At 61.6% G+C, this 23694-nt stretch carries 18 protein-coding genes; 10 read left to right on the top strand and 8 right to left on the bottom strand.

Annotated elements, in window-relative coordinates:
* Positions 1–573 precede the first annotated feature (573 nt).
* From BM341_RS11320 to BM341_RS11280, 9 genes are read left to right on the top strand one after another with little or no spacing between them, the layout of a single operon-like run.
* On the top strand, positions 574–1434 hold the full coding sequence (locus BM341_RS11320) for a transketolase (protein ID WP_089795977.1): 861 nt from the start codon (positions 574–576) through the stop codon (positions 1432–1434).
* Between the two features lie 12 nt (positions 1435–1446).
* Positions 1447–2469, top strand: coding sequence for a transketolase family protein (locus BM341_RS11315; RefSeq protein ID WP_089795976.1), 1023 nt, complete (start codon positions 1447–1449; stop codon positions 2467–2469).
* A gap of 45 nt (positions 2470–2514) precedes the next feature.
* Positions 2515–3495 (top strand): TRAP transporter substrate-binding protein, encoded by a 981-nt coding sequence (locus tag BM341_RS11310; RefSeq protein ID WP_089795974.1) that lies wholly within the window; start codon positions 2515–2517, stop codon positions 3493–3495.
* A gap of 15 nt (positions 3496–3510) precedes the next feature.
* The gene (locus BM341_RS11305) at positions 3511–4074 is read left to right on the top strand and encodes a TRAP transporter small permease (RefSeq protein WP_175507853.1); all 564 of its coding nucleotides are present in this window, start codon (positions 3511–3513) and stop codon (positions 4072–4074) included.
* A complete protein-coding gene (locus BM341_RS11300; protein ID WP_089795969.1) occupies positions 4071–5330 on the top strand; it encodes a TRAP transporter large permease in 1260 nt (419 codons plus the stop codon). The genes BM341_RS11305 and BM341_RS11300 overlap by 4 nt, the downstream gene beginning before the upstream one ends.
* Before the next feature lie 9 nt (positions 5331–5339).
* On the top strand, positions 5340–6221 hold the full coding sequence (locus BM341_RS11295; protein WP_217646219.1) for an NAD(P)-dependent oxidoreductase: 882 nt from the start codon (positions 5340–5342) through the stop codon (positions 6219–6221).
* 9 nt (positions 6222–6230) lie between these two features.
* Entirely contained in the window at positions 6231–7070 is an 840-nt protein-coding gene (locus BM341_RS11290) for a sugar phosphate isomerase/epimerase family protein (protein ID WP_089795965.1), read from the top strand.
* A gap of 12 nt (positions 7071–7082) precedes the next feature.
* Positions 7083–7835, top strand: a complete 753-nt coding sequence (locus BM341_RS11285; protein ID WP_089795964.1) for an SDR family NAD(P)-dependent oxidoreductase — start codon at positions 7083–7085, stop codon at positions 7833–7835.
* 54 nt (positions 7836–7889) lie between these two features.
* A complete protein-coding gene (locus tag BM341_RS11280; RefSeq protein ID WP_089795962.1) occupies positions 7890–8609 on the top strand; it encodes a FadR/GntR family transcriptional regulator in 720 nt (239 codons plus the stop codon).
* Positions 8610–8877: 268 nt separating this feature from the next.
* Here the strand turns inward: BM341_RS11280 and BM341_RS11275 are convergent, their stop codons facing one another.
* Positions 8878–9744, bottom strand: coding sequence for an SDR family oxidoreductase (locus BM341_RS11275; protein WP_089795960.1), 867 nt, complete (start codon positions 9742–9744; stop codon positions 8878–8880).
* 566 nt (positions 9745–10310) lie between these two features.
* On the opposite strand from BM341_RS11275, the gene BM341_RS11270 reads away from it, so the two are divergent.
* On the top strand, positions 10311–12686 hold the full coding sequence (locus BM341_RS11270; protein WP_089795959.1) for a DNA polymerase II: 2376 nt from the start codon (positions 10311–10313) through the stop codon (positions 12684–12686).
* A 42-nt stretch (positions 12687–12728) separates the two neighbouring features.
* Here BM341_RS11270 and BM341_RS11265 read toward each other — a convergent pair whose 3' ends face one another.
* From BM341_RS11265 to BM341_RS11235, 7 genes are all read right to left on the bottom strand, one after another.
* On the bottom strand, positions 12729–13316 hold the full coding sequence (locus BM341_RS11265) for an NAD(P)H-dependent oxidoreductase (protein WP_089795957.1): 588 nt from the start codon (positions 13314–13316) through the stop codon (positions 12729–12731).
* 119 nt (positions 13317–13435) lie between these two features.
* Positions 13436–15247 carry an ABC transporter transmembrane domain-containing protein gene (locus BM341_RS11260; protein WP_089795955.1) on the bottom strand — a complete coding sequence of 604 codons (1812 nt, stop codon included), beginning with the start codon at positions 15245–15247 and terminating at the stop codon, positions 13436–13438.
* A 109-nt stretch (positions 15248–15356) separates the two neighbouring features.
* On the bottom strand, positions 15357–17849 hold the full coding sequence (locus BM341_RS11255; protein ID WP_089795953.1) for an NAD-dependent epimerase/dehydratase family protein: 2493 nt from the start codon (positions 17847–17849) through the stop codon (positions 15357–15359).
* A gap of 142 nt (positions 17850–17991) precedes the next feature.
* Positions 17992–19338 carry an erythromycin esterase family protein gene (locus tag BM341_RS11250; RefSeq protein ID WP_089795951.1) on the bottom strand — a complete coding sequence of 449 codons (1347 nt, stop codon included), beginning with the start codon at positions 19336–19338 and terminating at the stop codon, positions 17992–17994.
* A gap of 89 nt (positions 19339–19427) precedes the next feature.
* Complete coding sequence (lon, locus tag BM341_RS11245; protein WP_217646218.1) at positions 19428–21806, bottom strand: endopeptidase La; 2379 nt, start codon at positions 21804–21806, stop codon at positions 19428–19430.
* A gap of 16 nt (positions 21807–21822) precedes the next feature.
* Entirely contained in the window at positions 21823–22224 is a 402-nt protein-coding gene (locus tag BM341_RS11240) for an Hsp20/alpha crystallin family protein (RefSeq protein ID WP_089795948.1), read from the bottom strand.
* Positions 22225–22367: 143 nt separating this feature from the next.
* Positions 22368–23594 carry a GGDEF domain-containing protein gene (locus BM341_RS11235; protein ID WP_175507852.1) on the bottom strand — a complete coding sequence of 409 codons (1227 nt, stop codon included), beginning with the start codon at positions 23592–23594 and terminating at the stop codon, positions 22368–22370.
* Between the last annotated feature and the right edge of the window lie 100 nt (positions 23595–23694).

Here is a 23694-nt window from a genome sequence, read left to right as displayed (position 1 = left end):
AACATTTCTGACGCTCAGTTGCTATGACACATGCAGCGCTTGCGGGGAATGGCTGTCGGCAACCTACGCGCGCTGTGCTTCCTCCACGCTAGTCCCATGCAGGTCGAGCCCGCCGGGATGATGATCAGGAGCTCGCCTAACGCTAGGGCTTCGGCGGCAAGCACAAAAGACCCACTCGCCTGACAAGGGATCGACGTGGAGAGTCGCGATCCCACCCTCCTCTTATGCTGGCCAATTTGTCTATATTGGTCGACCATTTATATAAGCGCACGTCTTGACTGGCTTACGGGGAGTGCGCTGGATGCTACGAGTGCAAGCCAGATTCCTTTAGATTTCTTTGATATGGGAAGATAAGCGCTAAACACGTTTACATCTTGTAAGCTGTTGTTAAATAAAGAATAAACTGTATAAAATTCTAAGAAGCTAGCTCTATTAAACGGCTAATAAATAACAGGCTATTCACTAAACTGTCCTCTTTATTCACTCGCGAAGCATGCAATAGACTAAGGTCTTATTTCGCAATTACCCTGAAGTCTCTACCTTCCAATGGTCAACCAATTGGAGGTGACTGGTATGAGTCAAACAGCTACTTCATCGCAGGCCAGTGCTATCGAGGCGCTTCGGCAGCGAGCCTACAAGATTCGTCGTAACTCCTTACGGATGGGCGAAGTACAGGGACAAGGGTACGTCGGTCAGGCCTTGGGGGTTGCCGATGTCCTGGCGGTTTCCTATTTCCGCGCACTGAAACTGGACCCCAAGAACCCGGAGTGGGAGGAGCGGGATCGTTTCCTGCTGTCCATCGGGCATTACGCCATCGCCCTCTACGCCGTCTTGATCGAGGCCGGCGTCATCGCCGAGGAGGAAATCGAAGACTACGGCAGCGACGACAGTATTCTGCCCATGTCAGGCATGGCCGACTATACGCCGGGCATGGAGATCACCGGTGGTTCTCTGGGCCACGGCCTGGGCATTGGCGTCGGCATGGCGCTGGGTCTCAAGCGCAAGGAGAGCGACTCGCGCATCTTCAACCTGTTGTCAGACGGCGAGCTGAATGAGGGCTCGACCTGGGAGGCCGTCGCCTCCGCCGCTCATTGGAAGCTGGATAACCTGATTGCGCTTGTGGATGTCAATGACCAGCAGGCCGACGACAAGTCGTCCACCGTGCTCAACTACGAACCGATAGCCGACAAGTGGGTCGCGTTCGGGTGGGAGACCTATCGCGTCGATGGCAATGATCTTGAGGCGCTGGTCGAGGCCTTCGACAGTGCCATGCAAAGCAACTCCGATAAGCCCCGCGTCATTATTTGCGACACCCTGATGGGCCGCGGTGTGCCGTTCCTGGAAACTCGGGACAAGACTCACTTCATTCGTGTTGATGAGAATGAGTGGAGTGTGGCGCTCAAGCAGCTCGATGAAGTCTACGGTGTCCAGTAAAGAGGAAATGAAATGAGCGCCAAAAAGAAGTTGAAAACCTCAGCCATGATTGCGTCCATCGCCGACGAAGGCACGCCAACGACGTCGGCCCCCTTTGGACATGCGCTGGTAGAGGCTGCCGAGAAGAACCCCAAGATCGTCGGTATGACGGCGGACTTGGGCAAGTATACCGATCTGCATATCTTCGCTCAGGCCTACCCTGATCGGTATTACCAGATGGGCATGGCCGAGCAGCTGCTCATGATGGCAGGCGCCGGCATGGCGCGCGAGGGTTTCATCCCCTTCGTCACGACCTACAGTGTCTTCGCCTCGCGCCGCGCCTACGACTTCATCTGCCTGGCGATTGCCGAGGAGAAGCTGAACGTCAAGATCATTAGTGCGCTTCCGGGACTGACTACTGGCTATGGGCCGAGTCACCAAGCCACTGAGGATATTGCCATCTTCCGCGGCATGCCGAATCTGACCATTATCGACCCCTGTGATGCGGTGGATATCGAGCAGTCGGTGCAGGCGATGGTGGATTTCGACGGCCCCGTCTACTTGCGACTGCTGCGTGGCAAGGTACCGCGCGTCCTGGAGCGTTTCGAAGGCTACCGTTTTGAGATTGGCAAGGCCAAGCAACTGATTGACGGCAAAGATGCCCTGATCATCTCTTCCGGTCTCATGACGACGCGTGCGATCGAGGCCTCCGATCAAATGAAGGAAAAAGGTGTCGAGGTGGCTGTCATGCACTGTGCCACGATCAAGCCGCTGGATAATGATGCCATTCTCGCAGAGGTGCGTCGTTACCCCGACCGCCCCGTCTTTGTGGCCGAGAACCACTCGATCGTCGGCGGCTTAGGGGAAAGCATCGCTTCTCTGCTGATGCGAGAGGGCGTCTCGGTCACGTTCCGTCAAATTGGTCTTCCCGATGAGTTCCTGGGTGCGGGTGCCCTGCCGACCCTTCACGATCTCTATGGTATTTCAACCAAGGAGGTAGTGAAAACTTTGGAGAAATATTTCTCCGAAGACGAAGAAATCATGCCAACCATCTAACGCGTTAACTGCATTACAACAATCATTTGAACAGAGAGATATGTCATGAAACCAACAGTCATTGGATATGTATTCGCCGGCGCCTTTTTCTTTACCGGTACCGCGGCTGCTCAGCAGACGCTCCAGCTTACCCACAACGCTGCGGAGGGTAATCCGAAGTGGGATGCCTCCGAACTTTTCGCAGAGCTGGTGGAAGAGGGCACTGACGGCCAGCTAATTGTGGACGTAGGGGGCAACGCCCAGTATGGCGATGACATGGAAGCGCTGACCCAGATGAGAATGGGCACGCTGGCTTTCAGTACCAATAGCCAAGGTGCCACCTCGAGCGTCGTGCCGCAGTTCTCCGTACTTGGCCTGCCGTTCCTCTTCGACTCGCTGCCCACCGCCTGGAAAGTGATGGACGGTGAGGTCGGCGACGAGCTGAAGAAACTCGCGGAAGAGCAGAACCTGGTGCTTCTCGCGCTGTGGGATAACGGCATTCGTCACGTCAGTAACAATGTGCATCCCATCGAGACCCCCGAGGATCTGGATGGCATGAAAATCCGCACGCCTCCCGATGAGATGACCGTCGATATCTTCGAAGCGCTGGGTGCCAACCCGACCCCGATGAATTTCTCCGAGCTGTACATCGGTCTTGAGCAGGGTGTCGTGGATGGCCAAGAGAACCCGCTGATGAATATTTATTCATCGAAGCTCCACGAGGTGCAGGACTATATCTCGCTGACGGGCCACAAGTACGAGTCAACCCCGCTGCTAATGAGCAAAATGGCCTGGGATATGCTTTCTCCTGAGCATCAACAAGTGATTCAAGAGGCGGCGATCGAGGCAGGTGAGTTCAATCGTCAGGCCTCTCTCGAGGCGGATGAAGAGTTGCGCAGTGAAATGGAACAGGCTGGCGTGGAATTCAATGAAGTCGAAAAGCAGCCGTTTATCGACGCCACTGAATCCGTTTACGACCTGTGGCGTGAACAGTACCCGGAGCTGGTCGAGATGGTCGTCAACGCGGCTCAGAGCGAGTCGCAGTAACGGGAGGAGATGTCCATGAAGCTCTCGGATGAGAGCCGCAGCAGCGAAGGGGGAGCGCCCCCTTCACTGCTAGCGAGCTCAAAGAATGCCATTTATTTCGCCTCCAAATGGGTAGCCATTGCCTCCATCGTGGTCATGTTCCTGTCGTTGTTGACGGGGGTGGTGGTCCGGTATGTGCTTTCCACTAACCTGGGCTGGGTGGCGGAAGTGCCCAATCTGCTTTTCCCTTGGTTGACGATGAGTGCCATCGTCGCCGCCGCCGCCAAGAACGAGCATATCGGCATCGATCTGGTGGTGGAGAAGCTGCCCAGCTTGCCGAGGAAGGCTGTCGTCCTGGCCGTCGACGGCATCGCGATGATTGCCTTTGGAACCATGGCAGTCCATGCCCTCGACGTCGTCGAGATCGCAGGATCCCAGCGACTCCCGATTACCCAGGTCGCTATGTCCTGGGCCTACTGGTCGGTGGTCATCGGATTCATTGGCTTGGCACTCGATTCGCTCATTAACATCGCGTTGGTACTGACCGGTGGAGATCAATTCTCCAAGCCGCAAGTCTCTCATGGGGAGGATGGGATATGACCGTCCAAATGCTCATTGGCTTCATCCTGTTCATGTTGATGGCGATGCCGGTCGGCTACTCGCTGGTGATTAGTGGTTGGGCCGCCCTGTCGGTCTTCGGCCCTTTGCCGTCGAGCATGGCAGTCATGAAGATCTTTCAGCCAACACAAAGCTTTCCTCTGCTGGCGATACCCTTCTTCATTCTATCGGGGAGCCTGATGATGTCAGGCAGGCTCGGTCAGAAGTTGGTGGGATTGGCGTCCATGTTGGTGGGAAAATACCATGGCGGTCTGGGGCAGGTCACTGTAGTGGGATCAACCGTATTCGGTGGGGTTTCCGGCTCCGCGGTGGCCGAGGCGTCGGCCCTTGGCTCCATGTTGATACCCTGGCAGAAGAGAGAAGGCTATCCAGGCGCTTTCGGGGCGGCCGTGACCGCGTCTTCATCGGTCATAGCTGGCCTGATGCCGCCCTCGATACCCCTGATCCTGTTTGCTACCGTTTCCAACACCTCGATTGCGTCACTGTTCGTTGCGGCAGTGATTCCGGCACTGCTGCTCGCAGGTGGCATGATGACGGCCTGCTATCTCGTTGGTAAGCGTCGCGGTTTCCCTCGGCTTACGCTCAAGTACACTCGCGCCGAGGTGAGAAGCACGCTGATCTCCGCGTTGCCGGCGCTGCTGATGCCGGTATTCATTGTGGTGCTGCTGAGGGTCGGTATCGCCACGCCCACCGAGGTGAGTATCATCGCCGTTGCCTATGCGCTGGTGGTCAGTGCGGCTATCTATCGCGACCTGACTGCCGATCGTGTCATGAGTGCCCTGGTGAATACGGTGATCACCACCGGCATCGTCATGCTAATTATTGCTGCGGCCAATATTATTGCCTACATCCTGACCTCAGGGGGCGTGCCTCAGGCCGTTGCCCAGTGGTCCGTAGAGTATCTCAAGCATCCGCTCCTGATCATTCTGGCGATCAATCTGCTGCTGCTCTTCATTGGTATGTTCCTCGACCTGCCCGCCGCCATCCTGCTGCTGGGGCCAACGCTGGTCTCGATCGCTAATGCGATCGGGCTGGATCTTGTGCAGCTTGGCATCATCATGTGCGTGAACCTCAGTATTGGTTTGTTCTCGCCGCCCATCGGCACCACGTTGTTCGTCGCTTCCGCCATTGCCCGTGAACGTATCGGAGCCGTGGTCAAGGAGCTGCTCCCCTTCTATCTGGTGGCCATCATCGTACTGTTGCTGGTGTCCTATGTGCCGGCTCTGATCCTTTACTGAGGTGTGATTATGGAAAAAATCGCGTTTGCCGGGCTGGGTGCCATGGGGTGGCCGATGGCCTCTCGATTGAAAGAAGGCGGCTTCCAGGTGCACGGCATCGATGCGCTCGAACAGCGAGCGATAGACTTTAACGGCCAAGCGATCTCCACCGAGGAAGAGAGTCGCTACCTCGTCCGTTGCGAGGCGCTCTTCCTGATGGTGGTCAACGCCGACCAGGTTCGTTCGCTGCTGTTCGAGATGGGGGGCGTCGAGTCGCTGGGGCAGGATGCCTGCATCGTTCAGATGTCCACGATATCGCCGGAGGACGCCGCGGCCATCTCGAGAGACGTCGCAGCAATGCGCCCGGACCTGCGTTACCTGGACGCCCCGGTTTCCGGAGGCGTGGTGGGCGCTCGCGCCGGTGAGCTCACCATCATGGCCGCAGGGGCGGAAGACGCCTTGGCGGAGTGTCGTCCGGCGTTCGAGGTGTTGGGCAAGGCCGTGTACGAGGCGGGGCAGCAGCCTGGACAAGGGGCCGCGATGAAGGCGGTTAACCAGCTGCTGTGCGGTGTGCATATCGCCGCCGCGGCCGAGGCGCTGGCTCTGGCCGAGCAGAACGGTATCGATGCATCGCTGATGCTATCGATGGTGAATGGGTCTTCAGCGTCCAGCTGGATGCTCAAGGATCGCGGGCCGCGGATGATCGCCGAGCCGGGTGATGTCACCAGCGTCATCGATATCTTCTGCAAGGACATGGGCATTGTTTGCGACGCCGCGAAAGCCTCCCGTGCCTTTACTCCCTTGGCGGAAACCGCTCGTCAGCTGTTCGTGTCCAGCTCTCAGCGGGGAGAGGGAAAGCTCGATGACAGCCAGCTGATTCGTACCTATCGGCTGCTCAATGGTAGCGCTTGAGGAGGCAACATGACTGGATATGTGTCAGTCAGTACCGCGGCCTATGATGGTTATGGGTTCGATACGATCCTGGCGTCACTGTCACGTTGCGGCGTGCATCAGGTTGAGTTCGCTTTTATCGACGGCTATGTAGAAGCCTTTACGGATAGCGACTTTACCAATGTCTTCGCTGATGACTTGAACAATGAAATGAGGCGCCATGGCCAAGAGTGCCGCTACTTTTCAGGGCATATCGACCTGGGAGGTAGTGATGCTGCGGCCAGGCTAGAGGCGCGTTGCCGTTTTGCCGCCGCGCTGGGGGCTTCCTACGTCATTACCAATGCCGCTACGCGAGACCGTAGCGACGCCTTCTTCCGGCAGGCCGATACATTAGCGGCAATAGCCTGCCAATTTGGTGTGCGCATTCTTCTTGAGAATCCCGGCAACGGGGTACCCAACGTACTCGACCATGCCAGTGACGTAACTGCCCTGCTGGAGCGTCTGGATAATGATGCCTTTGGCATCAATTATGATGTCGGCAATATAGTGTCGCATTGCCCTGGACGAACCCCACTTAGCGATGCCTTGGCGGCCACAAGCATTGCTGATCATTTCCACATCAAGCCCTGCATCCGGACTGCCGAAGGCATCGACTTCGTTGCTTTTGGCGAGGGGGATGTGGATGACGTTAAGGTGGCGACGGAGCTTCTCAGGCAAGGGAAGCCCTTTTCGTTGGAGCTTCCTTTTCGCCTTCACCGAGATACCGGTGCGCAACCATGGCGCGATGAACAACCCTTGTCACTCGAGGTGATTGAGTCGCGCTTAACCCACTCCTTAAAAGAGTTGGCTTCACTTACTAAAAAGGTATAAGAGGATAAAATAATGCTACTTAAAGACAAAGTGTGTATCGTCACCGGCGCTGCAGGTGAAAAGGGAATCGGCCTGAGAACCGCCAAGCTCTTTTATGAGCAGGGCGCCTCGGTGGTGATTTCCGATATCAACGAGCAGGCCTGTGAAAAGGTGCGGGGTGAGTTCGATCCCGAGCGTTCCTTGGTGGTGACGGGAAACGTGGCAAACCGTGATGACTGCCTGAACCTGGCGAAGGCCGTGAGCGACAAGTTCGGGCGCATCGATGTGCTCGTCAATAATGCCGGCATCACTCAGCCGGTAAAGTTTGAGGAGATTTCGCCAGAAGACTATGACCGGATTCTCGATGTCAACCTGCGCGGCATGCTCTATATGTCGCAGGCCGTCGTTCCGTATATGAAGCAAGGCAGGTCAGGCTCCATTATCAACACTTCATCAGTCTCCGCGCAACGTGGCGGCGGTATCTTTGGTGGGCCACACTACAGCGCCGCCAAGGCCGGCATGCTGGGTCTGGGGAAGGCGATGGCGCGAGAGTTGGGCGCTCATGGCATACGGGTTAACGCTGTAACACCGGGCTTGATCGCTACTGATATCACCGCGGGGAAGTTGGATGATACAATGAAAACCAAGATACTAGAGGGTATTCCCTTGGCCCGTCTGGGCGCGCCCGACGATGTCGCCAATGCTTTCCTGTTCCTGGCCAGCGAGCTCTCGGGCTACATCACGGGAGCCACCCTGGACGTCAACGGGGGCATGCACATTCACTGACTATGCTAAGCTGCTCCTGTACCCGTGGTACGGGGGCAGCGCTTGGATGCCATTATGAGCCAGATTGATCCGAACCTTCTGGACAGACTCAAGGAGTTCGTTTCCGTCTCCGAGCTGTCCAGGGACGGCCGCTTGAAACTACCGCCGGAGAGAGCGCTGTGCGAGCACTTTGCGATGCACCGCTCTTCGGTCAGGAACGTGCTTTCGATATTGCACAGTCTTGGATTCATCGAGCGCAAGCAAGGCAGCGGCACCTTTCTCAAGATGCCTGAGCCGGTCTTCATACAGCTCTATTTCGAACTTGCGCTCAAGCTCAATTACATTTCCGTCGATCATCTCGAATCCGCAAGGGAAATGTTTGAAAAAGAGATCGTCCAGGCCGCTGCGGTCAATCACCTGCCGCATGAGCTTGAAAGGCTTGAATCGCTTTGCGACATAATCGTTAATTCCTCCGATGTGCTTGAAGGCATTCAAGCGGATTACGAGTTTCATGAGCAACTGGCTATTATGGCCAAGAATCCTGTTATTTTGATAATCTTTCAAGGGTTATCATCGGTTCTGAAGAAAGTGCTTCACCAGCGCCGCATCTTGGCAAGACAGTCGAAAGACGCGCAGAAAAAAACCAACGAGACTCATATTGCCATCGTTGCTGCTCTCAAGACGCGAGAAAGGGAAGTGGCGCGTCAGGCGATGCATGATCACTTTGAGATCTGGAATCAGAAGACGATGAGGCCCTTCTCGACGAAAGAGGCGCCAAGCTTGCTCGCCGAGTAAGTGTTACGCACAATCTTCATTCTTCAATGGCTCGCCATTGTTCTTCGAAATGGCCTCTTTGAGGTCGAGGAATTACGCCTCGATGACACTCATCTCCATCCCCTCCTGGCAGGCGCTGTTCAGCAGCCTTGGCATGGCGCTTCACCTGCGCTGGATACCTCCAGTCGGGCGGCAACCTCAGTGATAATGGAAAGACTCCGCTTCGTTTATACGCCTGGAAGTAACTACGAAACCCGGGGCGAACCAGCTGGCGAAGGCGGCCCACAAATCAAGGCTGGCGCTCGCCGCGGGTAGCGCGCAACAGCACACGGTCCATGCCCCGCGTCGAGAGCAGCCGCTTGAGGGCGGCGAAGAGATGCGTCGGCACGGTGACGTGATAGCGGGGTTTGGGGCGGCGGCTGTCGAGGGCGTGGAGCAGCTTGGCCACCACGGCATCGGCGCCGAGCGTGAAGGCGCCGCCGGTGTCCTCGCCGGCCAGACGCGCCGCGACGGCGCGGTAGGTGTCGGCGTGGTAGCTGTGGGTGGTATCGATATTGGCAACGAAGGCGCGGTAGGCGTTCTCGCGAAAGCGGCTCTTGATCGGGCCGGGCTCGATCAGGCTGACATGTACGCCGCTGCCGCGAAGCTCCTGACGCAGCGTATCGGTCAAGCCTTCGAGGGCAAACTTGGAACACACATAGGCGCCACGATAGGGCAGGGCCGCGAAGCCGAGCACCGAGCTGTTATGCACAATGCGCCCCTCACCTTGCTCACGCATGACCGGGATCACCTGGCAGGTCAACTCATGAGTACCGAGCAGGTTGGTTTCCAATTGCGCGCGCAGCACGTCGCGCGACAGATCCTCCACCGCCCCGGGCTGGCCGTAGGCGGCGTTGTTGAACAGCGCTTCGAGTCGTCCGCCGGTCTGCGACAGCACCGTCTCGATGCAAACGGCGATGGAGTCGCTCGACGTGAGCTCCAGTTCGACGGCCTCGAGGCCTTCTTCGCGCAGGCGCTCCAGGTCGGCCTGGCGGCGGGCGGTGGCGAATACCCGCCAGCCGCGCGTCTTGAGCGCCTGCGCGCTGGCATGGCCGATTCCGCTGGAACAGCCGGTGACCAGGATATTGCGCGTTGTCGCCTCGGTGGTCAGGTGCATGACGTTACTCCTGGCGGCAAGGCCGTCGCATGATAGGGGATGGTGAGAGGCATGCTATGTTCCACGCGGTGGCTTTGCCAGAGGTTGCCCATGACCCAGCTGCTTCAGCCTGTTTGCGCATAAATGATGCACTGCAATAAAAAATGCGCCACAATGGGTGCAGGTAAAGCCGTCGCAGGTCTCTTGTCGAGACGAGAAAGCGGTCGTTAATTCTTTAAGTTGTTGTTAGTTAGCGTATTGAAAGCGTTCTGGCATGCCAGTCGCACTATGCAAGGTAAGAAAGCAGCAACACCGCAAGCCGGAAGCATCCTCCCTGCTGCCAGGGAAAACGAACATGACGGGGCCGGTTGAAGCCACCAACCACGGAAATCCGACCCCAATGTCAACGTCGCCATGTAGCATCAGGCGATATACCGAGTGAGCTGGCGTGCTCCTCCTGGCCCTCTTCGGAGGGCCTTTTTTATGCATGCTTTACTGCCGAAGCGGCGCATCGCCTGGCAGTCCGGCGACAACCCGGCGGTCGCGCCGGTATCATCGCCGCTTGAAGCGGGGCACGAGGAGCGGCGGTGGAAACGTTGCAGGGGTTTGTGCTGACGCGGCACTGGCGGGATACGCCTGCGGGCACTCAGGTCGAGTTCTGGCTGGCGACCGATGACGGGCCCCGGCGGGTTCGGTTGCCGGTGCAGCCCTCGGTGGCCTTCGTGCCGACCGCGCAGCGCGAGCAAGCCGAGGCCGTGCTGGCCGGCGAGCCGAGGGCAGAAAAGCGCGCCGAACTGCGCGAGCTGGCGCTGTGCGATTTCCATCACCGGCCGGTGATGGGCTTGTATTGCCGCCAGCATCGCCAATTGATGCAGCTCGACAAGCGCCTGAAAGACGTGGGTGTGACGGTCTACGAGGCCGACATTCGTCCACCCGAACGCTACCTGATGGAGCGCTTCATCACCGCACCGGTGTGGTGCCAGGGCACGCCGGACGCCACCGGCATCCTCGTCGAGGCTCATCTCAAGCCCGCCCCGGACTATCGCCCGCGGCTCAAGCGGGTGTCGCTGGATATCGAGACCAGCGGCAGTGGCGAGCTCTACTCGATCGCGCTTGAGGGCTGCGGCCAGCGTCAGGTCTACATGCTGGGGCCGCCCAACAATGCGGCAGCGACGGTGGATTTCTCGCTCGACTACTGCGACTCCCGTGGCGAGCTTCTCGAGCGCCTGAACCAGTGGTTCGCCGAGCACGACCCGGACGCCATCATTGGCTGGAACCTGGTGCAGTTCGACCTGCGCCTGTTGCACGAGCATGCCCAGCGCCTCGGCGTGCCGCTCAGGCTGGGACGCAGCGGTACGCCGATGGAGTGGCGCGCCCATGGCCACCAGCGCCACCATTACTTTGCCGATGCCGCCGGACGTCTGATCATCGACGGCATCGAGGCGCTGCGCTCAGCCACCTGGCACTTTCCCTCGTTCAGTCTGGAGAACGTCGCCCAGACCCTGCTCGGCGAGGGCAAGGCCATCGACAACCCCTACCAGCGTCTGGACGACATCCTGCGCATGTTCGCCGAGGACAAGCCCGCCCTGGCGCGCTACAACCTCAAGGATTGCGAACTGGTCACGCGGATTTTCGACAAGACCGAACTGCTGGCGTTCTTGCTTGAGCGCGCGACCGTGACCGGATTGCCGGCCGACCGCAGCGGTGGCTCGGTGGCGGCCTTCACGCATCTTTATCTGCCGCGCATGCATCGCCAGGGTTTCGTCGCGCCCAACCTCGGCGACGGCCGGATGAACGACAGCCCCGGCGGCTTCGTCATGGATTCGCGGCCCGGCCTCTATGATTCCGTGCTGGTGCTCGATTACAAGAGCCTCTATCCGTCGATCATCCGCACCTTCCTGATCGACCCGGTAGGGCTGGTGGAAGGACTGCATCAGCGCGATGAGCGCCAAACGGTGCCGGGCTTCGGCGGGGCGCGCTTCTCGCGCACACGGCATTGCCTGCCGGCGATGGTGGCGAGCGTCTGGGATGGGCGCGAGGCTGCCAAGCGGGCTGACAATCTGCCGCTCTCGCAGGCGCTCAAGATTATCATGAACAGCTTCTACGGCGTGCTGGGCGCCAAGGGTTGCCGCTTCTTCGACTCGCGCCTGACCTCGTCGATTACCCTGCGCGGCCACGAGATCATGCGCCGGACCCGCGAGCTGATCGAGGCCGAAGGATATACCGTTATCTATGGGGATACCGACTCCACCTTCGTGTGGCTGGGCGAGGCTCATGACGAGTCGCAGGCGGCTGCTGTCGGCCAGCGGCTGGTGGAGCACGTCAATGGCTGGTGGCGGGAGCACCTGCGTGCCGAACTGGGGCTGGAAAGCGCGCTGGAGCTGCAGTTCGAGACGCATTTTCGCCGTTTTCTGATGCCGACCATTCGCGGCGCCGAGGCCGGCAGCAAGAAACGCTATGCCGGGCTGGTGAAAGCGCCGGACGGCCGCGAGCGGTTGGTCTTCAAGGGCCTGGAAACGGTACGTAGCGACTGGACGCCCCTGGCCAAGCAGTTCCAGCAGGAGCTCTATCGGCGCATCTTCATCGGCGCGCCTTACCGCGATTACCTGCGCGACACGGTGCGTGCCACCCTGGCGGGCGAGTGCAACGAACTGCTGGTCTATCGCAAGCGACTGCGCCGGCGGCTGGGCGATTACCAGCGCAACGTGCCACCTCATGTGCGCGCCGCGCGGCTAGCCGACGAATACAACCAGGCGCTGGGGCGGCCGCGGCAGTACCAGAACGGCGGCTGGATTCGCTACGTGATGACGATGTCTGGGCCGGAACCGCTGGAAGACCGGCGTTCGGCGCTCGATTACCAGCACTACCTGACGCGACAGCTACAGCCGGTGGCGGACGCCATCCTGCCGTTCGTGGGCGACGATTTCACGGCGCTGATCGATCGCCAGCTGGGACTTTTTTGAGTTTTCCGAACATTTCTGAGCGTTTCGAGACGTCAGCCAGGCTTATTCACCCTTGGCGCCCAGTTTGCCGAGCCGGTTGAGCCACTTCTCGCGGGCCGCGTCGCTTGTGCCCTCGACGCTGCCGACCAGGGTCTCGCGCACCGGGGAAAATCCCACGAAGCCCAGGATGTTGCGCTCCAGCGACTTGACGCTATGGGCACGGTAGAGATGGCGATAGACCAGCGCGGGCATGCCCATGGTGACGACGATTCTTGCCGAGCGCCCGGTCAGGCCCTTCTTGCCCAGCGGGTTGCCTTCCACGAACTCGAAGGCGAACCCGGGGCGCATGACCTGCTCGAGGAAGGCCTTTACCAGTGCGGGTATGTCGCCGAGCCATAGCGGGAACACCAGCACCAGATGCTGGCACCAGCGGATGGCGTCCTGCGCTTCCTTAAGGCTGGCGGGAAGTTCGCCATCCTGCCACGCCCGCTGACTCTCCAGCAGCGGCACATCAAGGGCGGCGATCTCGATCAGGCGGACTTCATGACCACTGGCCTCGGCACCCTGGCGATAACGATCCGCCAAGGCGTGGCAGTAGTGCGGAATATGGCGGTCCGGATGCCCTTGCAGGATCAGGATTCGTTGCGTCATGGCGGTGGCGGCTCCTTAATCCATATCCACAAGCATAGCGGTTGGACCCGCGCGTGGGCTTGATTGGCATCAAGTCGAGCATCAAGCGCCGAGTGGGTTCCGGCATGAAGGAGGGGCGGCTAGCTCGGGGTGCGCTGGGCGGGTTGCGGCTGCTTGCCGAACTGAAGCTCCGCAAGATGACGGTAGAGCGGGCTGGTCTCGAGCAGTTCGGCATGACGACCGGCGGCCACCAGCTTGCCGCCTTCCAGTACCAGTAGGCGGTCGGCGGCGACTACCGTCGCCAAGCGATGGGCGATCACCAGGCTGGTACGACCGTGCATCAGCCGATCGAGCGCCTGCTGCACCAGGCGTTCGCTCTCGGCGTCCAGGGCACTGGTGGCCTCGTCGAGCAGCAGCACGCGCGGGTTCTTGAGCAGCGCGCGGGCGATGGCCAGGCGCTGACGCTGGCCGCCGGAGAGCTGTACGCCGCCGGGGCCGAGCGGGGTGTCGAAGCCGCGCGGCAGGGCGTCGATGAACCCAAGCGCGTTGGCATCACGCGCTGCCTCGCGCAGTTCCTCGAGGCTGGCGTCGGGCTTGCCGTAGCGCAGGTTCTCGGCGGTGGTGCCGGTGAACAGCGTCGGTTGCTGGGCCACCAGGCCCATGGTGCGACGCAGCGAGCGGGGGTCGAGGTCGCGCAGGTCGATGCCATCGAGGCGCAGCCGGCCGCTGTCGGGGTCATGGAAGCGCAGCAGCAAGGCGAGCAGGGTGCTCTTGCCGGCACCCGACGGCCCGACCAGCGCGACGCGCTCGCCCGGGCGAATATGCAGGTCGAGCGCGTCGAGCGCCGGCTGTTCGCGGCCGGGATAGGTGAAGCTGACGCCTTCGAAGCGAAGGTCGCCGTCGGTGTGCTCGGGCAGGGGAGTCGGGTTCGCCGGGGCATGGATGCTCGGTCGCGTATCCAGGAGCTCCAGCAGGCGTTCGGCGGCGCCCGCGGCGCGCTGCACGTCGCCGGCGACCTCGGCGAGAGTGGCCACGGCGCCCGCGGCCAGCACCGCGTAGAAGACGAAGGCCGAGAGCTCGCCGGCGGTCATCGTGCCGGCCAGCACCGCCTGGCCGCCCTGCCAGAGCATGACGCCCACGGCCGCGAACACCACCAGCATGGCGATGCCGGTCAGCCAGGCGCGCTGTCGGGTGCGCTCGACGGCACTGGCGAAGGCCTCCTCGACGCGCTGGCCGTAGTCGCGGCGCTCGATCGCCTCATGGTGGAACGCCTGGACGGTGCGGATGCCCGCCAGGGCCTCGCCGGCGTAGCGGCCGAGCTCTGCCACGCGGTCCTGGCTGAAGCGCGACAGCCGCCGCACCCGACGGCCGTACCAGAAGATCGGCAGCACCGTGGCGGGAATACCCACCAGCACGATGGCCGAGAGCCACGGCTGGGTGACCAGCATCAGCGCCACCGCGCCCACCAGCATCAGCAGGTTGCGCACCGCCAGCGAGAGCGAGGAGCCGAACAGGCTCTGCAGCACGCTGGTATCGGCGGTCAGCCGCGAGGTGATCTCGCCGGCCCCGCCGCCATCCTCGCCGCTGGCCTCGAAGAAACCCGGCTCGAGCTCGAGCAGGTGATCGAAGACCCGGCGGCGCAGGTCGCCGGCCAGGCGCTCGCCGATCCAGGTAACGAGGTAATAGCGCAGCGCCGAGGCCATCGCCAGTACGCTGACCACCGCCAGGAGCATTCCCAGCGCCTGGTTGAGGCGGGTGCGGTCCTCAGCGAGAAAGCCCTGGTCGATCACCAGCCGCATCCCTTGACCGAGCACCAGCACGCTGGCCGCCGCCGCCAGCAGGGCAACGCCGGCCAGCGCCAGCCGCCAGCGGTAGGGTCGCAAAAACCCCAGCAGGCGCAGAAGCACCCGCGGATCCGGAGAAGGGGGCGAAATTGAAGAAGAGGAGGGCATCGGGCGCCTCGGCAGTGCACGGGAACGGGAGGAAAGGCACCATAGCAGTGTCCCGAGCCATATGCATGAGGAACACGCCGGGGCATCGCCCCGGCATCACGCAGCGGGGCTAGACCAGCAGCTTGCTCCAGCTGCCGTAACGCCCGCGGATCGGCCCGCGCCGCACGCTCAAGGCGATGATCGCGACTCCGCAAAGCAGCGTGACGAGCGTGGCGAGGACGCCGGCACCATGCATGAACGGCGTAAGCAGCAGCATCGACCCCAGCGGAATCAACAGCCAGCGCACCGGGCGCGCCGCTTCCGCCATGGCGATGATCGAGACGGTGATGACCAGGGCGCCGATCAGGTGGTCCCAGTCGGCCATGGTGCCTTCGTTGCCGAGCGTGATGCGGCTGAACATCAACAGGATTCCCACCACTAGGCAGGCCGCTAGATTCCAGGGTAGGCTCACGCCGGTCTTGACCGACTCGTTAATCAGCGCCAGCGGGCCACGGCGGAAGTCGTCCGTGGCGCGCTCGGTGTCGCCTTCATCGGTATCGCCAATAAAGAAGACCTTGAGGATAGGCGCGCCGGCGCGGTGGCGCCGCTTGAGAAATTCTCCCGTGGCCACGAATTCGTTGAAGGCGTAGGCGATCTGCAACAGCATGGCGCCGGCCTGCAGGAGGCACAGGGTGCACCAGGTTCCGATCAGAATCGGTTGGATGATGATGAAGGTGACCGACACCACCCCCAGCGGCACGATCAGGATGCCGAAGGAGGCGACCACCCATGGCATGGTCCGCCAGCGCTGTTGGGTACCCAGCAGGCCGAAGAGAATCTCCAGCAGGTAGACGATGCCGCCCAGGCCGGCATCGGGAATCGGCCAGGCTTCGGACGCCGCCGAGGTGATGATGTCTTCGGTGCCGTTGAGCCCCATATCGCGGGTGCCGGTAAAGAACGGGTCCCATACCGCATCGATGTGGCCCAGTTGATAGGCCGCCAGGTAGCGCGAGACGAACAGACCCACGAACGCCAGCACGATGATGGGCAGGCGCTGGAACCAGCTCGACGGATTGTTGTTCCAGCCCGGCGGTGTGGTGGGCCCGGTGGTGGCGGCGATCGGTGAGACGCCGGGCGCCGGTCGAAGCAGTGCCGAGAAGCCGATCGCCAGCGCCCCGGTTACGGTGCCGTTGAGATAGGCCGCGGCGCTTTGCGTCCAGAAGGCCAGCGGCGCGAACAGCAGCCACATCCCGATCACCGCGCATACCCAGCGCGCCCAACCGGCCCGCCACGACAATGAAAGGCTGGCGAACAGCATCAACAGCAGCCCTGAGATCACGTCGCTGTAGGCCATGGCGCTGCCGCCGTAACCCAGCGTGGCCGGCGAGGTAACCAGCCAGGCACCAAGCGCGATATTCACGAAGTGCGCCCACAGGTGTCGATAATGCTGCGTCTGGTAAGTCGCCTCGTGCTGCTTGAGGATATCTTCGGGGTTGCGGCCTCTCACGATGGCTTCCTCGACCCAGTCTGGTGGGGTAATGTCATTGGCGACGTACCAGCCATGTGGGTCCTCCAGGAGATGGTTGACGATGGCCTCGAGGGTGTCGAACAGCGAATGGTGAGGCTCCCAGCCCAGTTGTTGGCGGGCGCGGCTGATATCCAGTTCGTAATGGTCGTCGGCCATTTCGATCATGAAGGGGCGGATGAAGGGTTTCTCGCCCTTGTCGAAATCGTCTGGCACCAAGGGCTCGCTTTTCTCCTCGACCAGCGCGCCCGACTTGGCGACCAGCTTGGGCATCGACAGCGTCTTCCAGCGGGACGCGCCATGAATCAGCTCGCCAAGACGGTTCTGCAGCGCCTCGTAACTGAGGGTGTGTTCTTCGCCGATGAGAATCTCGTTTTCTCTCGGCAATTCGTGACGACGTTCGATCGTGCGATGGAAGGCATCGAGCATATCGTCCTTGTGCACGCATGCCTGACCGGCGCCGGTATTGCCCGAATACAAATGGCTCTTCAGGTTGCGCTCGTAGATCCGCGCGATCTGATGGGCAAGAGTGGGCACGCAAGTGTGCTCGTCGTACATGCCGGCCAGCCGCAGCAGGGTGTAGGGCATGTCGCCGGCTTGCTCACGGATCACCGCTTCCGTTTCGGCCTTCGACTCGGGGTAGGCCCAGGTGGGGGCGATGGGCGTCGCCTCTGAGACCTTTCTGCCGGGAATCTGCGGTTCGTGAACCAGCATGGTACTGGAGTAGATGAACCGCTCGACGTTCATGTCCTGCAGGGCGCAGAGCAGGTTGCTCGTGCCCTGGACATTGACCTTGTCGTAGAGCGGCGAGGCTTCACCAGTGAAATCGAAGTAGGCGGCCAGATGCACGACCGCCGCGATGTCGCGGCCATGTCGGTCGGCGATGGCGTCCAGGGCTTCCCGGATGGAATCGACCGAGGTGAGGTCGAAGGTATAACTGTCGTCCGCCTCTTCCGACTCCTTCCTGTCGAGCGCGATGATGCGATAATCACGCTTCAGGTTGCGGGTCAGGGCCGTCCCGATGCCGCCGGCGGCGCCGGTGATGACGACCAGCGGCTTGTGCCCCTTGGCGTTATCACCTTGCTGATTATCCTGCATGGCGAGTTCCTTTTGCCTGAGTGATGTTCCTTCATCACGTCCTGCCGAACGCTACCCTTAACCTTCAGCGTTCTTAACGTTCAACGTTAGCCGCAAACGTCGCGCAGCGACAATATCGTCTTCGCCATCCGGCCTGCCGCGCTCAGACGCCGAACGGATAGGTATCGGGAATGGCTTCCTTCTCCCAGGCGTCGCCCATATCGAAGGGACGCACGGCGGTGGTCTCGTCGAGATGAAAGACGCCATCGAACTGCGCGGGGAGCGAGGCACGAAAGTAATGACTGGCCCGCTCCGTCTCCGGTCGGTAGATGACGCCGATGGCCCGTTCGAGCAGTCGCGCCTTGAGCGGGTCGGCCCGGTCCGACTCAAGCGGCAAGTAGAAGCGGTCGAGACCGCTCTGGTGAAACAGTCGCTCATAGCTGCCCTCAAGCGAGGGGCGCACCCAGCGATGCTTGACCGGTGCGTCCCAGTCGCGGGCGGCCGAGACATGCCCGGTATGCGTGGTGAAACCGACCAGCAATACCTGCCGGTGGCCGAACCGCTGGCGGGCCAGCTGGCCGACGTTGTGCTGCTGACGCCCCCAACCCATTTCGGTGGCTCGCGCATCGCCGAGGTGTGAATTATGTGCCCACACCACTACCTTGCCCTTCCGCCCCTGGTGGATGAGATGGTAGTGCAACTCGTTCAGGGTGTCGGTCATGTGCTCGTCACGCAGGTTCCAGGTGTCGACCCGGCTGCCGAACATGGCCCGGTAGTAGGCCTCGGCATTGACCACCACCCTGGCGTTCTGCTCGGCGAAGAACTGCTCGGCCGCGGCGCGGCGGCCATCGCTGTCGAGGTAGTCGGATGCCTTGTTCATCAGCCCGGTCAGCAGCTCGATGCTCGCCTGCTCGCAGGACGGGCTCAAGCCGAATGCCACATTGCGACCGTAATGAAAAGGGTCGCCGCGATGGTCGAGACAGGCGTAGCCGCGGCGGGCCCGCTCGGCCTGTTCGGGGTCGACGCCTTCCAGATAGGCGATGACCGCCTCGGCCGAGCGGTGCAGGCTGTAGATATCCATGCCATACACGCCAACCGTGGCGGCATCCTGCCCGCCGCTGCTGACGTGACCGTCCGGGCTCGCGTTATGCTCGCGAAGCCAGAGGACAAAATCGCGCACTTCATCGTTGCGCCACATCCACTGCGGGAAGCGCTGGAAGTCGTCGAAGGCCTCGATCAGGGTGTCCTGGCTGTCGCCCGTCACGAAGCGATTCAGGCGCAGCATATCGGGCCAGTCGGCCTCGACGAGGACAGCCTCGAAACCCTTTTCCTCGATCAGGCGGCGGGTGATCTCGGCACGCAGCCGATAGAACTCGGCCGTGCCGTGCGAGGCTTCACCGAGCAGCACGAAGGGCCGTTCGGCGACCTGGTCGAGAAGGGCATCCAGATCGCTCGGGCGTTCTTCCAGGCGTGTCGCCAGTTGGCGGACACAGGCAAGCGGTGTGGTCATACGCGCCTCCCCTTGCGTTACATCGGGCGTTGTTACCTCAGTCATCGAACCCGGGCATCGAGCTCAACCATCAGTTTCGAACATCGCGTTCAGGATGGCAGGGCGTTAGTGTTGTCCTGCAACGCCAGCCGTGTGGCATCCTCCACGCGCTCGATCCAGTGAAACTCCAGTTGCTCGCGGGCCTTCTCGGGAATGTCTTCCCAGTCGCGGCGGTTGCGGGCCGGCAACAGTACGGTGCGGATGCCGGCCCGCTGGGCCGCCAGCACCTTCTCCTTGATGCCGCCCACCGGCAGCACCAGCCCGCGCAGGGTGATCTCGCCGGTCATGGCAAGATCGGCACGCACGCAGCTTTCGGTCAGCAGTGACACCAGCGCCGTGTACAAGGCCACGCCGGCGCTGGGGCCGTCCTTGGGTATGGCCCCGGCTGGCACATGCACGTGGATATCGGCCTCGTTCAACCGCTCGGCGTCCACGCCGAGCGCGGTGGCGTTGGCCTTGACGAGGCTCAGCGCTGCCTGGGCGCTTTCCTTCATGACCTCACCCAGCTGACCGGTCAGGATCAACCGGCCACTGCCCTGGGACTGGCTGGCCTCGATGAACAGAATATCGCCACCCACCGGTGTCCAGGCGAGCCCGGTGGCTACACCGGGCACACTGGTGCGCATCGCCACCTCGTTCTCAAAGCGGGCCGCGCCCAGCGGTTCACGCAGATCGTCGACGTCGGTGACGCTCGATTCGAGGGTGCCCTCGGCGATGCGCACGGCGACGTGACGTGCCACCGCGCCGATCAGCCGCTCGAGGTTGCGCACCCCGGCCTCGCGGGTGTAATCGCTGATGATGCGGTGCAGCGCGGCGTCGGTGATGCGCCATTGGTCCGCGTCGAGCCCGACGGCCTGGCGTTGACGCTGAACGAGATAACGTCGGGCGATCTCGACCTTCTCCTGCTCGGTATAGCCGGGTAGCTCGATCACCTCCATACGGTCGCGCAGCGGGCCGGGGATCTGGTCCAGCACGTTGGCGGTACCGATGAACATCACGCGGCTGAGATCGAAGGGCACGCCGAGGTAGTTGTCGCGGAAGGTGCTGTTCTGCTCCGGGTCGAGCACTTCCAGCAGGGCGCTGGAAGGATCGCCCTGGATGCCGGCGCCCAGCTTGTCCATCTCGTCGAGCATGAACACCGGGTTGCGGGTGCCGGCCTTGCGCAGCGCCTGGATGATGTTGCCCGGCAGGGCGCCGATATAGGTGCGCCGGTGACCGCGGATCTCGGCTTCGTCGTGTACGCCGCCGAGGCTTGCGCGCACGAACTCCCGCCCCATCGCCCGCGCAATGCTCTGTCCAAGCGAGGTCTTGCCGACGCCGGGCGGGCCGACGAAGCACAGAATGGGACTCTTGCCTTCAGGGTTGAGCTTGTGCACGGCAAGGTGCTCGAGGATGCGTTTCTTGATGCGCTCGAGCCCGAAATGGTCGTGGTCGAGGATCTCGCGGGCCTGGGCGATGTCAATGTGCTCCTCGCTCAGCGACGCCCAGGGCAGCTCCAGCAGCCAGTCAAGGTAGGTGCGTGCCATGGCGTACTCGCCGGCGCCCTCCGGCATGCGCGCAAGCCGGGCGAGCTCCTTGCGGGCCTGGGTAGCGACCTCGCCGGGCATGCCGCAGGCGTCGATGCGCGATTCCAGCTCCTGAATCTCCTCGGCTTTTTCGTCACCCTCACCGAGTTCCTGCTGGATGGCGCGCAACTGCTCACGAAGCACCACCTCGCGCTGGCGTTCGCTCATTGTTTCGTGGGTGCGCTGGCTGATCTTCTGCGACAGACGCAGCACCTCCACGCGGTAATCGAGCAGGTGCTGGACCCGCTCCATACGGGTCCTGAGGTCGAACAGTTCGAGGACTTCCTGCTTCTCACCGATCGGCAGGTCCAGATAGCCGGCGATGGTGTCGACCAGCAGACCGGGATGGTCGATGGCACGCAGGGCATGACCGAGCTCCTGGGGAATCTGCGGCAGCAGCCCCAGAGCCTCCAGCGCCTTGTCGCGCAGCGTCAGCATGCGCGCCTCGATTTCGGGGTCGTTGGGGTAGTCCCGTACGTGAATATGCTCGACGCGGGCCAGCAGAAAGGGGTAGCCGTCGATGAAATCCAGCACACGAAAGCGCGACTGACCCTGGCAGACCAGCCGGTGGCCATCGTCGCCTGCGACGTAGCGCAGCACCGAGGCCATGGTACCGACCCGGTACAGTTCGTCGGGGCCGGGATCGCTGGCATCGGAGTCTTTCTGCAACAGCAGGCCCAGCGAGCGTCCGCTCCTGACGGCCTCCTGGGCACCGGCAATCGTCTTGGGCCGTCCCACCGTGATCGGCATTACCAGTTCCGGAAACAACACGACATTGCGCATCGGTGCGATGATCAGCACATCATCGGGAAAGGATTGCGTGTCGGGTGGCTCCGGCACCGCTGAGGAGGTGTCTTCGCTCATGATCATGCCTCATCCATCAGGCCAGACGGAGGTCGAGATGCAGACAACCGTCGATCCATTGGCGTTGCTGAAGGGTGTAGCGGCCGTCGGGGAGTATCAGGCGGCGCTCGAAATGGCCGAAGGGAATCTCCAGGCGCTGGACCGTCAGGCCCGGTATCGCGTCGGGAAAGCGACGCCGGGCACGCACTGTCAGGTGGCGCTCGGCGAGCTGGATCTCGATGGATTCCGCCTCGACACCGGGCAGGGCAATGACCAGCAGGATGCCTTCTGGCCACTGGTAAACATCCACCGGGGGTTCCCAGTTCGGTGTCGTGGAAGAGGATCCCGGACGGTAGAACTGACGATGCAAACGCTCCGCTCGGTCGAGCATTTCGCAGGCATCGGCCCACATCAGGCGTTCGAGTCGACGTGACGGCATTTTCCCTCCATGGGCTTCGCCACGAATGTAGGGGTTGTTTGTGAAGATAGGCAGGAGAGGATGACCCGGCAATGCGTTCTTCCGCTTGTGCCCCAAAAGTCGCCCAGCGAAAGCGACGAGGGTTGCGCCAGGTCAAACCATGTTCAGCAAAGGGCAGGCGGCAACCCGCGAGCCAGGCCCTTTATCGACGTCGCATCGTCGCCAGTGGTGGGAGCCGCATCCAACATGAGCTGGCCCGGCTCACGCTGGGCGTGCCTGCCGTGGTCCAGCCAGCTCCCGACCACGACACAATTTCGCCCGCTGGCCTTGCCTTGGTAAAGCGCCTGGTCGGCACGCAGCATCGCCGTGTCGAGCCATGTTTCGCCGGGTTTTACGTGGCTGATGCCTATCGTGACCGAGAGTGAGGCGGCCTCCTCGATCATCGGCAAGGACAGCTCGGCTACCGCGACACGCAGCCGTTCGGCGATGGTGGTCGCGGTATTCAGATCGGCATTGGGCAGGGCGATGACGAATTCCTCTCCACCGTAGCGGCCGATGATGTCGGTCTCGCGCAGCACCGTCTGACAGCAGGCCGCGACACTTGCCAGGACAAGGTCGCCCATCGCATGGCCATGCCGATCATTGAGGCGCTTGAACAGATCGATATCGACCATGCACAGCGCCAGCGGTGTCTTGTCGCGTTGCGCACGCTTCAGCTCATGTTCGGCCAATTCGAAGAAACGGCGGCGATTGGCGACCCCGGTCAGGTCATCAGTCGCGGCCAAGTGACGAAGCTGGCCTTCCAGCTGACAGCGTTCCTCGATTTCAGCCTGGAGCCGATGATTGGCCTCGCGTTCGGCGACCAATGAGGCGAACTGCTCGCGACGCAGGCGGTTGAATTGCGTCACTGCCGATCCACCCAGCAGGTTGAGGAAGGCAAGTAACAACAGAATGGTGACCATCATACCGCCTGACATCGGGCTCCAGAGCAACATGGCGACGATGAAACCCACCCCGAGGGTGGTGTTGTTGATCAATATCCAATGCCAGCGATTCGGCACGAACAGATACAGCGCCATACTGGCGGCTACCACCGAGGCGAGATGGACACCCGTCAATTCGGGGCGGGTGGGAATGGTCACCAGCAGGCCGCCAATAGCCAGCAGGCAGACCACATTGACAGGGGTGGCGTGATGCGACAGGGCGGGGCGTCGCCAGACTGCCCATGCCAGTGCCAGGCAGGCCGACATTACTACCAGCCGTATGATGAGCAGTAGGGTAAAACTGTCGTGGAACCCCAGCAGATGATAGTCCGCCACACTGAAGGTCAGCAGCAGCCCTGCACACACCAGCATCGCATAACGCATCTGACAGGCGTCATGAGACTGCATGGAGTGTTGATATGCTCTTTCGACAGCCGTATCCCGAAACTCTGTCCGCCAGTTCAGGCGGGGGTGTATTCGGGTATCCCTGCACCCAGCAGCCATCCAT

It is taken from the genome of Halomonas korlensis (assembly GCF_900116705.1).
Lineage (GTDB): Bacteria > Pseudomonadota > Gammaproteobacteria > Pseudomonadales > Halomonadaceae > Halomonas > Halomonas korlensis.
Note: the sequence above shows the minus strand (reverse complement) of the source record. Positions and strands in the feature narration are given on the sequence as shown.